This is a genomic window from Streptomyces sp. NPDC047061 (genome assembly GCF_040643955.1).
In the GTDB taxonomy this organism is placed as follows: domain Bacteria; phylum Actinomycetota; class Actinomycetes; order Streptomycetales; family Streptomycetaceae; genus Streptomyces.
Map to the genome: position 1 here is coordinate 83,319 of NZ_JBEYVI010000035.1, position 14,421 is coordinate 97,739.

A 14,421-nucleotide genomic window follows, 5' to 3' on the forward strand; every position below is an offset into this window, starting at 1 on the left:
GGCGATGAAGCGGATCCAGTACCACCAGTACGGCGGGCCGGAAGTCATGCGGCTCGAGGACTTCGACCCGGCGCCGCCCGGGGCCGGGGAGGTCCTGGTCCGGGTGCGCGCGGCCGCGGCCAACCCGATGGACTTCGTGATCCGTGCCGGCCGCATGAAGTTCGTGACCGGTCGGCGTTTCCCGCGCGCGATGGGCTATGACTTCGCGGGTGTCGTCGAGGCGGTCGGCGCCCGCGTCACCCGGCTGCGGGTCGGCGACGAGGTGCTCGGCGGGGCGCGGATGAAGTCCGCGGGCGCGTTCGCCGACGTGGTCGTCGCCCAGGAGAAGGACGTCGTGGGCAAACCCGCGAACCTCTCGTTCGAGGACGCCGCCGCGCTCCCGACGGCCGGGGTCACGGCCCTGCAGGCCCTGATCACGGAAGGAAGGCTGCGGCCGGGCCAGGCCGTGTTCGTGCACAGCTGCCTCGGCGGAGTCGGCCGCTCCGCCGTGCAGATCGCCCTCGCCCACCAGGCCACGGTCGCCGGCAGCTGTCGCGACACCGCCAGGCCGGAAGCGCACGACCTCGGGATCGGCCCGGTCGTCGACTTCGGCTTCGACCCCGCCTCGCTCGCCACGCGGTTCGACCTCGTCCTTGATGCCGGCGGCCCGCACTCGCTACCGGTCAAGGCCGCACGCACGATGCTCAAGCCCGGCGGCCGCATCGTCAGCATCGCCCCCACGCCCGCGAATCTCGCGAGGAGTGCCCTGCCCGGGCCGTACCGTGCCATGATCGCCCGGCCGGTCACCGAGGACCTCGCAGAGGTCGCGCGAGCCGCCGCCGAGGGAACACTGAGGCTGCCGATCGCCCGCACCGTCCCGCTCTCGCAAGCGGTCCCGGCGCTCACCGAACTCGAGCAGGGCGGCGCGGCCAAGCGAGGCAAGCTGATCATCGCACCAGGATGATCAGACCTGACGAACCCGGCCGCGGCGCAATCCGGCCGACGGGCCGCTCAGGTGCTCGTCCCGGTCGGCGCGTGCGGGACAGCGCGACGGTTCACGGGCCCCGGCGCCGCAGTCCGGCTCGCTCGGTGACATGGGCGCGGACGTGATCGGGGCCGAACTGCCCGGCGGCGGGACGGACGAGTCGCGGGCGTTCACACCCGCTCCGGCGCCCCCACGGCCGCGCGGATCTCCGGTGACTCCAGCCGCTGCGCCGCCCGCTCGGCGGTCGCGCGGGCCCAGCGGCCGTTCGTGACGGCACCGAGGAGCAGGACCGCGAGGCCGCAGCCGGCGAGGATCCACCAGCCGGGGCGGGCGGCGGACACGAACTCGTCGGCGTACGACGACGAGCCGATCCCGGAGGCCAGCACCGCGCCGATCACCGCGACACCCAGGGTCTGGCCCATCTGACGACTGGTGGAGGCGACCGCGGCCGCCACGCCCGCCTGGGTCCTCGGCATGCCGGAGACCGCCGTGTTGGTGATCGGGGCGTTCACGAAGCCGAAGCCGATGCCGAACAGGACGTAGCCGAGGAAGAGGGTGGTGTCCGAGGTCTCCGCCTCGAACGCGGCGAACAGGACCGCGCTGGCGGTCATCGCGACGCCGGCGATCACCAGGGGCAGGCGCGGTCCCCGGCTGCCGACCAGGCGGCCCGCCAGCGGGGCGCACAGGAACATCGGGACCGCCATGGGCAGCATCCACAGACCCGCGTGCAGGGCGTCGAGGCCGCGCACGTTCTGCAGGTAGAGCGTGGACAGGAACAGGAAGCCGCCGAGCGAGGCGAACGCGCTGATCGCGGTCACGGTCGCGCCACTGAACGGCGCCGAGCGGAAGAAGCGCAGGTCGATCAGGGGTTCGTCGCGCCTCGGCTCGTACCAGAGGAGGCCGGCCAGGGCGGCGACGGCCACCGCGGCGAACGGCAGGACCGTGCCCGCGCCCGCTGTCGGCGCCTCGATGATCGCGTACGTCAGCGAGCCGAACAGGGCGATCACCAGGACCTGGCCGACCGGGTCGGGGCGGCGGGCCTTCGGCGCCCTGGACTCCGGCACGAAGCGCAGCGTCAGCAGTACGGCGGCCAGACCCACCGGGATGTTGACCCAGAAGATCGCCCGCCAGCCCACCGACTCCACCAGCAGGCCGCCGACCAGCGGGCCGGCGGCCATGGATATGCCGACCACCGCGCCCCACACCCCGATCGCCCGGGCCCGCTCGCGCGGGTCGGTGAAGGTGTTGGTGATGATCGACATGGCGACGGGGTTGAGCATCGAGCCGCCCACCGCCTGGACCATGCGGAACGCGATCAGCGAGTCGAGGTTCGGCGCCAGCGAGCAGAGCAGCGAGCCGATCGAGAAGACGACCAGGCCCGTCATGAAGACCTTCTTGCGGCCGACCCGGTCGCCCGTCGACCCCGCGAGCATCAGCAGCGAGGCCAGGACCAGCGTGTACGCGTCGATCGTCCACTGCAGACCCGCCGTCGAGGCGTGCAGCTCGCGCTGCATGGACGGCAGTCCGACATTGAGGGCGGTCGTGTCGAGGCTCACGATCAGCAGGCTCATACAGCAGATCGCGAGGACGAGCATGCGTCTGCGGGGGCTCAACTCGGGCATGGCTCCCATCGTACGCCCATTTCGATAGTGCGTCTAACTAATGAGTGATACATGATCGTGACGGGAGGTGCGGGAGAGGCGGTTGTCCACAGGCGCGGCGGAGCACCGGACGAGCACCGCGCGGCGTACGGGACAATGGGGGAATGCCCGAGCCCACGTCGCCCCTCCAGATCGGCCCGCACACCGTCCGGCCGCCGGTCGTCCTCGCCCCCATGGCGGGGATCACCAACGCGCCCTTCCGGACCCTGTGCAGGGAGTTCTCGGGCAGCAAGGGCCTGTTCGTGAGCGAGATGATCACGACCCGGGCGCTGGTCGAGCGCAACGAGAAGACCATGCAGCTGATCCGCTTCGACGAGACCGAGAAGCCCCGGTCCATCCAGCTGTACGGCGTCGACCCGGCCACCGTCGGCAAGGCCGTCCGCATGATCGCGGAGGAGGACCTCGCCGACCACATCGACCTGAACTTCGGCTGCCCGGTCCCGAAGGTCACCAGGAAGGGCGGCGGATCGGCCCTCCCGTACAAGCGGAACCTGCTGCGCGCCATCCTCCGCGAGGCCGTCTCCGGCGCCGGCGACCTCCCGGTCACCATGAAGATGCGCAAGGGCATCGACGACGACCACATCACCTACCTCGACGCCGGCCGGATCGCCGTCGAGGAGGGCGTGACCTCGATCGCCCTGCACGGCCGCACCGCCGCCCAGCACTACGGCGGCACCGCCGACTGGGAGGCCATCGCCCGCCTGAAGGAGCACGTCCCGGAGATCCCCGTCCTCGGCAACGGCGACATCTGGTCGGCGCAGGACGCGCTGCGGATGGTCCGGGAGACGGGCTGCGACGGAGTCGTGGTCGGCCGCGGCTGCCTGGGCCGCCCGTGGCTCTTCGCCGACCTGGTCGCCGCCTTCGAGGGCCGGGAGCAGGAGATCCTGAAGCCCTCTCTCCGGCAGGTCGCCGACATCATGGTCCGGCACGCCGGCCTGCTCGGCGAGTGGCTCGGCGACGAGTCCAAGGGCGTGGTCGACTTCCGCAAGCACGTCGCCTGGTACCTCAAGGGCTTCGCGGTCGGCAGCGAGATGCGCAAGAAGCTCGCCATCACGTCCTCGCTGGCCGACCTCCGCGCCGGCCTCGACGAACTCGACCTCGACCAGCCCTGGCCCACCGGCGCCGACGGCCCCCGCGGCCGCACCTCCGGCAACAACCGCGTGGTCCTCCCGGACGGCTGGCTGAAGGACCCCTACGACTGCGCGGGCATCACCGAGGAAGCAGAACTGGACACCTCCGGCGGCTGAACGCGCCCCTCAGGGGGCGCGGGGAACTGCGCGACCGGCCACGACGCCGCCGCAGCCGAACGACGACGCGTGGGGGTGCCTACAGCGGACGCTCAGTTCGTCTTCGGGTGCGGGGTCGACCCGTACGCCGTCAGGAACTTGTCGCGGAACGCGCTCATCTTCCACACCGGGGCGTCGTGCGCCGGGCGCAGACCGTCGGTCCAGTTCCAGGAGTCGATCGCGTCAAGGACCTTCGGGTCCTTGGCGACGATGGAGATCGGCACGTCACGGCTGGCGTGGTTGCCGCTGACCCGGGCGATCGGCTGGTGGTCGCCGAGGAAGACCAGGACCGTGTTGTCGTTGCCGTAGCGCTCCAGCCACTCGGTGAGCGCGGTCACCGAGTACTGGACCGACTTGCCGTACTCCTGGCGGGACTTGGTGGTGTCGGCGATGACGTCGGACGCCTTGTTGCCGGCCTTCTGGATGGCGTCGAAGATCGAGCCGTCGCCCAGCTGGTCCCACGGCACCATCTTCGGGATCGGCGCCCACGGCTGGTGGCTGGAGGTCAGGATCACGAACGACATCCGGGACTTGCCGTCGGCCGGCTTCTTGCTGTGCACCCGGTCCTGGAACTGCTGCAGCGCGTACTGGTCGGGCATCGTCGACCAGCTGAACTTCGGTCCCTTGTAGCCGAGCTGGAAGGCGTTGTAGACCTTGTCGAGGCCGTAGTAGCTCTGCTCCGGCCAGCCCTTCTGGATACCCGGCATCACACCGACCGTGTCGAAGGCACCGGTCTTCTGGAACGCCTTGGTGATGCTGAGGTGGTCGCTGGCCATGACGGTCCGGTAGCGCTGCTGGTTGCTGACCCACAGCCCCGACATGGTCGTGGAGTGCCCGAGCCAGCTGCTGCCGCCGTAGGTCGCCGACGTCAGCCAGCCGCTCTTCGCGTGGAAGCCGGCCTTCGCCAGCGCCTCGGTGCGGACCGCGAGGGTGCTGTCGACGCCGGGTGCCTCGATCGGGTCCTCGATGGCGCTGCGGCCGTAGCTCTCGATGAACGTGAAGACCACGTCCTTGCCGCGCAGGCTGGTCAGCAGCTGGTCGGGCGGGGTGTTCCCGAAGGCGTCCACCTTGGCGACCTTCTGGAACTCCGCCTCGTCGTGCAGGGTGTCCTTCACCTGCCGGGCCTTGATCTCCAGCGTCGTCGCGGTGGAGTCGGCGGCGAGCGGCACGCCGCCGGCGAGCTGGACGCCGAAGGAGGAGCAGGTGATCCAGACGACACCGGCGATCAGCGTGCCGCGGGTGGCCCGCGCCGGATGCCGGGCCAGCAGATTGCTCAGCCGGATCGTCGCGAGGGCGAGCAGCACGAACAGCAGCAGCACGAGGACGACGGCACCGACACTGACGGCGAGGGTGGCCGTCCGGCCCAGCGTGTCCTCCAGGTACGACTCCGCGTCGCCGAGCAGGCTCCAGTCCAGGATGGCGTTGAAGCTCCGGCCCAGGTACTGCTTGAACCCCATGTCGAGGGCGTTGACCAGGGTCAGCGCGCCGAGCACGACACCGAACACCGCGGCCAGCACGATCCGGGGCCGCCGGGGCAGCGCCAGCGCGACGGCCGCTGCGATGATCCCCTCGGACGGCAGCCGCACGAACTTCGCGGGCCCCAGCTCGACGACGGTGTTCGGCATCACCAGCGCCGCGATCACGAGCACCGCGCAGAGCACGGTGACGCCGATCGACAGCACGGAGGCAGCGGTGGGATGCGCGTCCCGCCAAGCCGCCCGCCGCTCCCGAACCCGCCCACTCCAGGCAGCCCAACCCCGCCGACGGGGACGGGGGGCGCCTTCCGGGGCGGGGGAGGGCTCGGGGGCGCTGCCGGGAACGGGGTCGCCTTCGGCGGTGGCTTCGGGCGCGGGACCGGAGGCAGCCTCGGCTGCGGCTGCGGCTGCGGCTGCGGCTTGGGGCTCGGGCGCGGGATCGGCCTCGGCGGCGGTTTCGGTCCCGGACTCGGAATCGGTTTCGGCGGCGGTTTCGCTCGCGTCGGCGGCTTCGGTTTCGGCGGTGGCTTCGGTGGCGGCCTCGGACGCGGGGCCGGGTTCGTCCTCGTCGGTGGCTATGTGCTCGGCTTCGGTCCCGGCGTCGGCCATGGGCTCGGCCTCTGCCTCGGCGGCGGGCTCGGGAGTTGTGGGCGCCTCGGGCGCCTCGGAAGCTCCTTCCTCCCGCTCGGACGTCAGGACCTCGGACTCCTCCGGCGGGGTTTCGCGTTCGGACGGCCCGGACGGCGTGTCCGATGGCTGGCGAATGCTCGTGTGCTGAGACAACCCGGAGGTCCTTCCGTGCGAGACCCGTGAGACGGAGGGCGGGCCGGCGCTCGGAGGCCGAACCCGCCACAATTCCGTACGGCTCTCTTTAAGCCCGTGCTCAGGCCATTCGGCAAACACCGGGCAAACACAACGCAGAGGCACGGCCGTTTCAGCATACGGCTGCGGGGAGCGCCCCGAAGGGGCGCGGGGAACTGCGCGACCAGCCCCCACGCACCCGCACCCGAAACACGACCCCCTACGCCCCGCCCACGGCAGTGAGCAGCGCCAACGGAGCCGCCGCCGACCGAGACTCCCGTACACACGCATGCGGATACGGCACCGGCTCCGGATGCGAGTCCCTCCCGTACCCGGCCAGCACCTCCGGCAACCGGTGCCCGCCCGCCGTCGCCGCGTCGACCAGCCCGTGCGCCACGGCCCGCGCCTCGTCGTGCAGCCCGTACCGGGCCAGCCCCAGCGCGATCAGCGCGTTGTCGTGCGGCCACACCGACCCGCGGTGGTACGACAGCGGGTGGTACGCCGCCTGCCCCGCGGCCAGCGTCCGCACCCCCCACCCCGAGAAGAAGTCCGGCTCCAGCAACCGCCGCCCGACCACCTCCCCGTACTCCTTGTCCAGCAGCCCGGACCACAGCAGGTGCCCGGCGTCCGAGGCGAGCGCGTCGACCTGTCGGCCCTCCCCGTCGAGCGCCAGCGCCGGGAAGGACGCCTCCCGCATCCAGAAGTCCTGCTGGAACCGGTCCCGCAGATCACCGGCGGCCTGTTCGAGCAGTGCCGCGTACGTCTCGTCGGCCCACACCGTCCGCGCCACCCACGCCGTCCGGCGCAGCGCGTCGTACGCGTACCCCTGCGCCCCCGCGGCCATCACGGTCCCCAACGGCCGGCTGCCGTCGGCGGAGCAGATCGCGCCGGGGGAGTCCTTCCAGTTCTGGTTGGCGAGGCCGCCCTTGTCCGCGCGGTACACCAGATAGCCGCGCGAGGTCAGACCGCCGTGGTCGAGCATCCACCCGACGGCCGCGCGCGCGTTGCGCTCCAGCCGCCGGGCCAACGCCGCGTCGCCGGTCTGCTCGACGTACGCGCCCAGCAGGATCAGGAACAGCGGGGTCGCGTCGACCGACCCGTAGTAACGCCCGTACGGCACCTGCCCGAAGTGGGCCAGTTCGCCGTGGCGCACCTCGTGGACGATCTTCCCGGGCTGGGCCACGGAGTGCGCGCCGGTCTCGGTGGCCTGGGTGGCGGCGAGGGCGGGCAGGGTGGCGGCGGCCAGGTGCGGGCGGTAGGGCAGCGCGAAGAGGGAGGTGAGGAGGGCGTCGCGGCCGAGCAGGGTGAGGAACCAAGGGGCCCCGGCGGCCGGGACCTTGAGCTCCTCGCCGTCCGGGCCGGTGGCCGGCACCTGGAGGGTGGCGAGGTCGGAGAGACCGCGGGCGCAGGCCGCCGCCAGCTCGGGCCAGCCCGTCGGGAAGGCCACGCCCTCCACGAACTCACCTTCCAGGGACAGGAGTTGCCGGTTCAGCGCGGCCGGGTCGCGGGGCACCCGCAGCGCCCGCCGGTCGCCGTGCGGGCGTGCCATCACCCGTACCAGCAGCTCGCTGGTGCCGTGCGGTTCCAGCTCCAGCGTCCACACCATCCGCCGGGCGCCGGTCCCGGTCTCCTCCACGCCGTCCGGGGCCGGCTCGGCGGTGATCGTCGTACAGGACTGCCACTCGCCCCGGCGGTAGCCGAACTCCAGCCCGTCGTCGAGGACATGGCGGGAGCGGACGGCGCCGGCCTTGGTGTAGGTGCGGTGGTCGGCGCGGAGTTCGAACTGGTCGGTGAAGTCGGCGTCGGCGGTGATCGCGAGCCGGATCGTGGTCGGCACCGGGCGGTTGCTGGTGACCCGCAGGGACTCGACGAACGAGCCGTCGCCGACGGCCTGTTCACGGAAGAGCGTGTGGGCGGGCGGTTCCTGGCGGCCGCCGCGCGGGACCAGGACGCAGCGCGTGCCGTCCCCGTCGCCGACCGGGGTGAGCACCTCGGGCAGCGCCCCGTCGACCGTCAGCTGCCAGCGGCTGAGGTGCCGCGCGTCCCGCACGAATAACCCGTCCGGGGAACCGCCGCCCCTCACGCCGCTGATGTCGCCGCGGTCGTCCACGGCGGCGAACGTCGCGCCGCGCACGAGCAGATGATGCCGGTCCGTCATCCCCGGTCCCCTCCTTCGTCCCTCAGGTCGAACGGGAGATGTCCCCTGAAGACACCTCGTTTTGTCAGCTCTTGTCCAGATTTTGACGTTCGCTGTGTGGCTCTTCGCGCAGTGCGGCGTGCGACGCGGTATGCGACGCGGCCTGTCGCTGGTGGTGCAGGTCCAGCGCGAGCGCCGCCGTCCAGCCGAACCCGGTCGCCCCGCACGCCGCCCCGGTGTACGGGTCGACGTACTCGGCGAAGTCGCTCGTGTCGGCCGTCCGTACGACCGCCTCGGCGAGCGCGTCCGCCCGCTCCCGCTCGCCGTGCTCGCGCAGCCCCCGCTCCAGCAGCCAGCCGGTGTTGAACCAGGCGGGCCCGCGCCAGTAGCGGTGCGGGTCGAAGGCCTCGCCGAGCAGGTCGTAACTGGGCACCAGACGGGTGCCGGTGCCGAAGTGCGGGCCGTCCAGGGTGCGGACGAGCGCGGCGGCGATCTCCCGCGGCAGTTCGGGCAGGAGCAGCGGGACCAGCCCGGAGACCCCGCGCTCGGTGATCAGCGCGCCACCCGCGCCGCCCGTGCCTGCCTGGTCGGCCTCGCGGTTCTCCCCGCCGCGCAGGTCCCGGCAGAGGAAGATCTCCCGCTCCGGGTCCCACAGCCGGTCCACCAGCGCCGCCGTGAGCCGCTCCGCCCGCGCGTGCCGGGCCGTGCCCGCCGCACCCAGCTCGCCCGCGATCCGGGCGAGGGCGTGCTCGGAGGCGATCAGCAGCGCGTTGAACGCGGGGTCCTCGACGGCGAAGTCCCTGATCCGGTCCGTGTATCCGGCGTCCCGGTAGTCGGCCGCCAGCCGCACGTACCGCCCGTAGTCGAGGTCCGTCGGCCGGTCCTCGGCGGCGCCGTGGTCCAGGTCGGCCCGGCGGAACGAGCGCGCCGGGGCCGGGACGACCCGGGCCAGGGGGGCGTCCCAGCAGGGGCTGTTGTCCATGCCCTGCTCCCAGGGGTGGACGACGGACGCCAGCCCGCCGCCGCCCAGGTCGCGCCGGTGCAGCAGATAGCGGTGCCAGGCGGCGAGCCGCGGGTAGACACCGGCCAGGAAGCCGCGTGCGCGCGACAGGCCCGGGTCGGCGAGGTGCACCAGCCAGGCCGCCAGCGCGTGCACCGGTGGCTGCACGATCCCGGAGGTCTGTACGGTGCGCGGGGCGCCCGCAGCGCGCCCCGCGGTCGAGGAGCGCCAGAAGTCGGGGCTCGGGAAGTACGCGTCGAGGGGCACGGAGGGGTTGAACACGATGTGCGGGATGCGCCCGTCGCCCCACTGGGCGGCCAGCAGTGTCTCCAGCTCCGTCTGCGCCCGCAGTGGCGAGAGGTGCCTGAGGCCGATCGCGATGAACGCCGAGTCCCACGACCACTGGTGCGGATACAGGCTCCGGGAGGGCACGGTGGAGCTGCCGGTCCAGTTGTCTTCGAGCACCTGTGCGGCCCTGACGTGCAGGGACCGTCTTCCGGCGGTGCCCGGGGCGGTGCCGGAGGCGGTGCTCGCGGCGCGTGCGGACGGCGGATCGTATGCAATACCGCGATCGAGCGCATGGGTGGTGAGCTGGGCAGTGCGATCCACTCGGGACTCCCCGAAGACTTCCGGCCGACCGGGTTTGGCAGTGGCTACCGTAGGGTTACGTCTATTTAACACGCAAAACTCAATATGTAATGCAAGCTTGAGAAACACAAGGGGGTGCGCATGACCGGACGTCCGGGGAGGACCGGCAGGGGCGGCGGACAGGCGAGCGCCGGCGATCTGCTCGAACTGGTGCGCAACGGGCGGGCCGTGACGCGCGGAGCACTCCAGCAGGCCACCGGACTCTCCCGCGCCACCGTCGGCCACCGCCTGGACCGCCTGTTCCGCGCGGGCTGGCTGCGCGAGGGGGCCGGCGGCCCGGTCGACTCCCCGCTGGGCGGACGCCCCTCCATCACCCTCGAGTTCGACGACTCCCACGCGGTCGTCCTCGCCGCCGACCTGGAGACCCGCCACGCCCGCGCCGCCGTGCTCTCGCTCACCGGCGAGCTCCTCGCCGAGCACTCGGGCACCCTGGTCATCCAGGACGGCCCGGACGCCGTGCTCGGCGAACTCGGCCGCTGGTTCGCCGAGTTGCTGGAGAAGGCGGCACACCCCGCGACGGAGGTGTGCGGGATCGGCCTCGCGGTGCCGGGCCCGGTCGACACGGACACCGGCCGGGTGGTCCAGCCGCCGATGATGCCCGGCTGGGACGGCTACGACATACGGGGCCGGCTGGCCAGGGCGTTCACGGAGCACACGGGCGCGCCGGCCGTCCCGGTCCTGGTGGACAACGACGCGAACCTGATGGCGTACGGGGAGCAGTGCACGGGGTACCCGGACTGCTCGGCGTTCGTCCTCGTGAAGGTCTCGACGGGTATCGGCGCCGGGGTCGTGGTGGACGGCTCCATCTACCGGGGCATCGACGGCGGCGCCGGGGACATCGGCCACATCCGGGTGGGCGCGGAGGCGCAGTGCCGGTGCGGGTCGTACGGCTGCCTCGCCGCCGTCGCGAGCGGCGGCGCCGTGGCCCGGCGGCTGGCGGAGGAGGGGATCCCGGCCTCCTCCGGCTCGGACGTGCGGGACCTGCTCGCCTCGGGCCACCCGGAGGCGGCCGCCCTGGCGCGGGAGGCCGGCCGCATGGTCGGCGACGTGCTGGCGACGGTCGTGACCCTGCTCAACCCGGGCGTCCTGATGATCGCGGGCGACCTGGCGGGCACCCCGTTCCTCACCGGCGTCCGCGAACTGCTCTACCAGCGGGCGCTGCCCCGCTCCACCGCTCATCTGGACGTCGTGACGTCCCGGCAGGGGGAGCGGGCCGGGCTGATCGGGGCCGGCGCGCTGGTCGTGGAGTACCTGTACGCGCCGGAGCGGGTCGAGGAGCGGTTGCTGGCGCTGGGCGTGTGACCGGCGCGTTTCCGGCGGGTTCTGGTGTCCGCGACCGCGTCCGCATGGTGAACTCCGACGGTCTGTGGCAGCGTGATTCTCGCCACCCTTGATAAGGGTTGCGCTCAGATGAGCGGATCATGGGCGACTGCACTTCTCCAAGGGGTGGCACTGGGTGCCACCCCTTGATCGTTCATCGATCGAAATCAAACGTGCAGGATCTCCGCTCACCTGAGCGGAAAGGTGTGGTGCTGAGCGGTCTTGCGTTCAAGAAGTGAAAACATCGGCCGGGCTTCGCTTGCCAAGCTTTGACTTTCGATCCGGTGGCGGACGACTGGTTACGGGCGCATGACACGCAAGTAGACGTACCCAGGCGCCTTCGATCTGGGTATGTTCCTGGCCGTCAGGGCAGCCACCGAGTCCTCGAGGGAGTCGAGACCCGTGTCGGAAAACAAAGATCCCCATGGTGTGAAGTTCGTTTACGACTTCACCGAGGGAAACAAGGACCTCAAGGACCTCCTCGGTGGCAAGGGCGCGAACCTCGCCGAGATGACCAACCTGGGGCTCCCCGTTCCCCCGGGCTTCACCATCACGACCGAGGCCTGCAAGGTCTACCTCGCCAGCGGCGAGGAGCCGGTGGCACTGCGTGACGAGGTGAGTGCGCACCTCGACGCGCTGGAGCAGCGGATGGGCAAGAAGCTCGGCCAGGCCGACAACCCCCTTCTGGTCTCGGTCCGCTCCGGCGCCAAGTTCTCCATGCCCGGCATGATGGACACGGTCCTGAACATCGGCCTCTCCGACAAGTCGGTGCAGGGCCTCGCCAAGCAGGCCGGCGACGACCGCTTCGCGTGGGACTCCTACCGCCGCCTCATCCAGATGTTCGGCAAGACGGTCCTCGGCGTCGACGGCGAGCTCTTCGAGGAGGCCCTGGACGACGCGAAGGCGGCCAAGAAGGTCACCGTCGACACCGACCTGGAGGCCGCCGACCTCAAGAAGCTCGTCACCAGGTTCAAGAAGATCGTCAAGACCGAGGCCGGCCGGGACTTCCCGCAGGACCCGCGCGAGCAGATGGACCTCGCGATCCGCGCGGTCTTCGACTCCTGGAACACCGACCGCGCCAAGCTCTACCGCCGCCAGGAGCGCATCCCCGGCGACCTCGGCACGGCCGTCAACGTCTGCTCCATGGTCTTCGGCAACCTGGGCCCGGACTCCGGCACCGGCGTCGCCTTCACCCGCGACCCCGCCTCCGGCCACCAGGGCGTCTACGGCGACTACCTCCAGAACGCCCAGGGCGAGGACGTGGTCGCGGGCATCCGCAACACGGTCCCGCTGGCCGAGCTGGAGAACATCGACAAGAAGTCGTACGACCAGCTGATGCAGATCATGGAGACGCTGGAGAACCACTACAAGGACCTCTGCGACATCGAGTTCACGATCGAGCGCGGTCAGCTGTGGATGCTCCAGACCCGCGTCGGCAAGCGCACGGCGGGCGCGGCCTTCCGTATCGCGACCCAGCTGGTCGACCAGGGCCTGATCGACGAGACCGAGGCCCTCCAGCGCGTCACCGGCGCCCAGCTCGCCCAGCTGATGTTCCCCCGCTTCGACGAGCAGGCGAAGACCCAGCAGGTCGGCCGCGGCATCGCGGCCTCCCCGGGCGCCGCGGTAGGCAAGGCGGTGTTTGATTCCTACACCGCCGTCAAGTGGTCCCGTTCGGGCGAGAAGGTCATCCTGGTCCGCCGCGAGACCAACCCCGACGACCTCGACGGCATGATCGCCGCCGAAGGCATCCTCACCTCCCGCGGCGGCAAGACCTCCCACGCGGCCGTCGTCGCCCGCGGCATGGGCAAGACGTGCGTGTGCGGCGCGGAGGAGCTCGAGGTCGACACCAAGCGCCGCCGGATGACGGTCCCCGGCGGTCACGTCGTCGAGGAGGGCGACGTCATCTCCATCGACGGCTCGTCGGGCAAGGTCTACCTGGGCGAGGTCCCAGTGGTCCCCTCTCCGGTCGTCGAGTACTTCGAGGGCCGCATGCACGCGGGCGCCCAGGACGCCGACGAACTCGTCGAGGCCGTCCACCGCATCATGGCGTTCGCCGACCGCAAGCGCCGCCTGCGGGTGCGCGCCAACGCCGACAACGCCGAGGACGCCCTGCGCGCCCGCCGCTTCGGCGCCCAGGGCATCGGCCTGTGCCGCACGGAGCACATGTTCCTCGGCGACCGCCGCGAACTGGTGGAACGCCTGATCCTGGCGGACACGGAGGAGGACCGCGAGGAGTCCCTGAAGGCCCTCCTCCCGCTCCAGAAGAAGGACTTCGTCGAACTCTTCTCGGCGATGGACGGCCTCCCGGTGACGGTCCGTCTCCTCGACCCCCCGCTGCACGAGTTCCTCCCGGACATCACGGAACTCTCGGTCCGCGTGGCCCTCGCCGAGTCCCGCCAGGAGCCCCACGAGAACGAACTCCGCCTCCTCCAGGCGGTCCACCGCCTGCACGAGCAGAACCCGATGCTGGGCCTGCGCGGCGTACGCCTGGGCCTGGTCATCCCCGGCCTGTTCACCATGCAGGTCCGCGCCATCGCCGAGGCGGCGGCGGAACGCAAGAACGCCAAGGGCGACCCGCGCGCCGAGATCATGATCCCCCTGGTCGGCACGGTCCAGGAGCTGGAGATCGTCCGCGAGGAGGCCGACCAGGTCATCGCGGAGGTGGAGGCGGCGACGGGCACCAGCCTCAAGCTCTCCATCGGCACGATGATCGAACTCCCGCGGGCGGCCCTGACGGCCGGCCAGATCGCCGAGGCGGCGGAGTTCTTCTCCTTCGGCACGAACGACCTGACCCAGACGGTCTGGGGCTTCAGCCGCGACGACGTCGAGGCCTCCTTCTTCACCGCCTACCTGGAGAGGGGCATCTTCGGCGTCTCCCCCTTCGAGACGATCGACCGCGACGGCGTCGGCTCCCTGGTCGCGGCAGCGGCGAAGGCCGGCCGCGCCACCCGCCCCGACCTGAAACTGGGCGTCTGCGGCGAGCACGGCGGCGACCCCGAGTCCGTCCACTTCTTCCACGAGGTAGGCCTGGACTACGTCTCCTGCTCCCCGTTCCGCATCCCGGTGGCACGCCTGGAGGCAGGCCGCGCAGCCACCCAGTCAACAGGCAGCGACCACCGCTGAGACGCT

General features: G+C 71.6%; 8 protein-coding genes. 4 read left to right on the plus strand and 4 right to left on the minus strand.

Annotated elements, in window-relative coordinates; translation table 11 throughout:
• Positions 1-4 precede the first annotated feature (4 nt).
• Positions 5-943 (plus strand): NADP-dependent oxidoreductase, encoded by a 939-nt coding sequence (locus ABZ887_RS37360; RefSeq protein ID WP_361299843.1) that lies wholly within the window; start codon positions 5-7, stop codon positions 941-943.
• Between the two features lie 191 nt (positions 944-1,134).
• Here the strand turns inward: ABZ887_RS37360 and ABZ887_RS37365 are convergent, their stop codons facing one another.
• On the minus strand, positions 1,135-2,586 hold the full coding sequence (locus ABZ887_RS37365; RefSeq protein ID WP_361299846.1) for an MFS transporter: 1,452 nt from the start codon (positions 2,584-2,586) through the stop codon (positions 1,135-1,137).
• Between the two features lie 143 nt (positions 2,587-2,729).
• On the opposite strand from ABZ887_RS37365, the gene dusB reads away from it, so the two are divergent.
• Positions 2,730-3,872 carry a tRNA dihydrouridine synthase DusB gene (gene dusB, locus ABZ887_RS37370; RefSeq protein ID WP_361299849.1) on the plus strand — a complete coding sequence of 381 codons (1,143 nt, stop codon included), beginning with the start codon at positions 2,730-2,732 and terminating at the stop codon, positions 3,870-3,872.
• A 92-nt stretch (positions 3,873-3,964) separates the two neighbouring features.
• On the opposite strand, the gene ABZ887_RS37375 is transcribed toward dusB, so the two are convergent.
• The 3 genes from ABZ887_RS37375 to ABZ887_RS37385 all read right to left on the minus strand — a co-directional run bounded on the left by ABZ887_RS37375 (position 3,965) and on the right by ABZ887_RS37385 (position 9,933).
• Positions 3,965-5,536 carry a sulfatase-like hydrolase/transferase gene (locus tag ABZ887_RS37375; RefSeq protein ID WP_361299973.1) on the minus strand — a complete coding sequence of 524 codons (1,572 nt, stop codon included), beginning with the start codon at positions 5,534-5,536 and terminating at the stop codon, positions 3,965-3,967.
• Positions 5,537-6,407: 871 nt separating this feature from the next.
• Positions 6,408-8,345, minus strand: coding sequence for a glycogen debranching N-terminal domain-containing protein (locus ABZ887_RS37380; RefSeq protein ID WP_361299852.1), 1,938 nt, complete (start codon positions 8,343-8,345; stop codon positions 6,408-6,410).
• A 64-nt stretch (positions 8,346-8,409) separates the two neighbouring features.
• The gene (locus ABZ887_RS37385) at positions 8,410-9,933 is read right to left on the minus strand and encodes a hypothetical protein (protein ID WP_361299855.1); all 1,524 of its coding nucleotides are present in this window, start codon (positions 9,931-9,933) and stop codon (positions 8,410-8,412) included.
• 120 nt (positions 9,934-10,053) lie between these two features.
• Here ABZ887_RS37385 and ABZ887_RS37390 point away from each other — a divergent pair, with 120 nt between their 5' ends.
• On the plus strand, positions 10,054-11,274 hold the full coding sequence (locus tag ABZ887_RS37390) for an ROK family protein (protein ID WP_361299858.1): 1,221 nt from the start codon (positions 10,054-10,056) through the stop codon (positions 11,272-11,274).
• A gap of 420 nt (positions 11,275-11,694) precedes the next feature.
• Complete coding sequence (gene ppdK, locus ABZ887_RS37395; protein WP_361299860.1) at positions 11,695-14,415, plus strand: pyruvate, phosphate dikinase; 2,721 nt, start codon at positions 11,695-11,697, stop codon at positions 14,413-14,415.
• Positions 14,416-14,421 lie beyond the last annotated feature (6 nt).

Excerpts from the sequence above, each read along its gene's own strand:
- ABZ887_RS37365 (WP_361299846.1), bottom strand. The coding sequence starts at position 2,586 with ATGCCCGAGTTGAGCCCCCGCAGACGCATGCTCGTCCTCGCGATCTGC.
- ABZ887_RS37360 (WP_361299843.1), top strand. The coding sequence starts at position 5 with ATGAAGCGGATCCAGTACCACCAGTACGGCGGGCCGGAAGTCATGCGG.
- ABZ887_RS37380 (WP_361299852.1), bottom strand. The coding sequence starts at position 8,345 with ATGACGGACCGGCATCATCTGCTCGTGCGCGGCGCGACGTTCGCCGCC.
- ABZ887_RS37390 (WP_361299858.1), top strand. The coding sequence starts at position 10,054 with ATGACCGGACGTCCGGGGAGGACCGGCAGGGGCGGCGGACAGGCGAGC.
- dusB (WP_361299849.1), top strand. The coding sequence starts at position 2,730 with ATGCCCGAGCCCACGTCGCCCCTCCAGATCGGCCCGCACACCGTCCGG.
- ABZ887_RS37375 (WP_361299973.1), bottom strand. The coding sequence starts at position 5,536 with ATGCCGAACACCGTCGTCGAGCTGGGGCCCGCGAAGTTCGTGCGGCTG.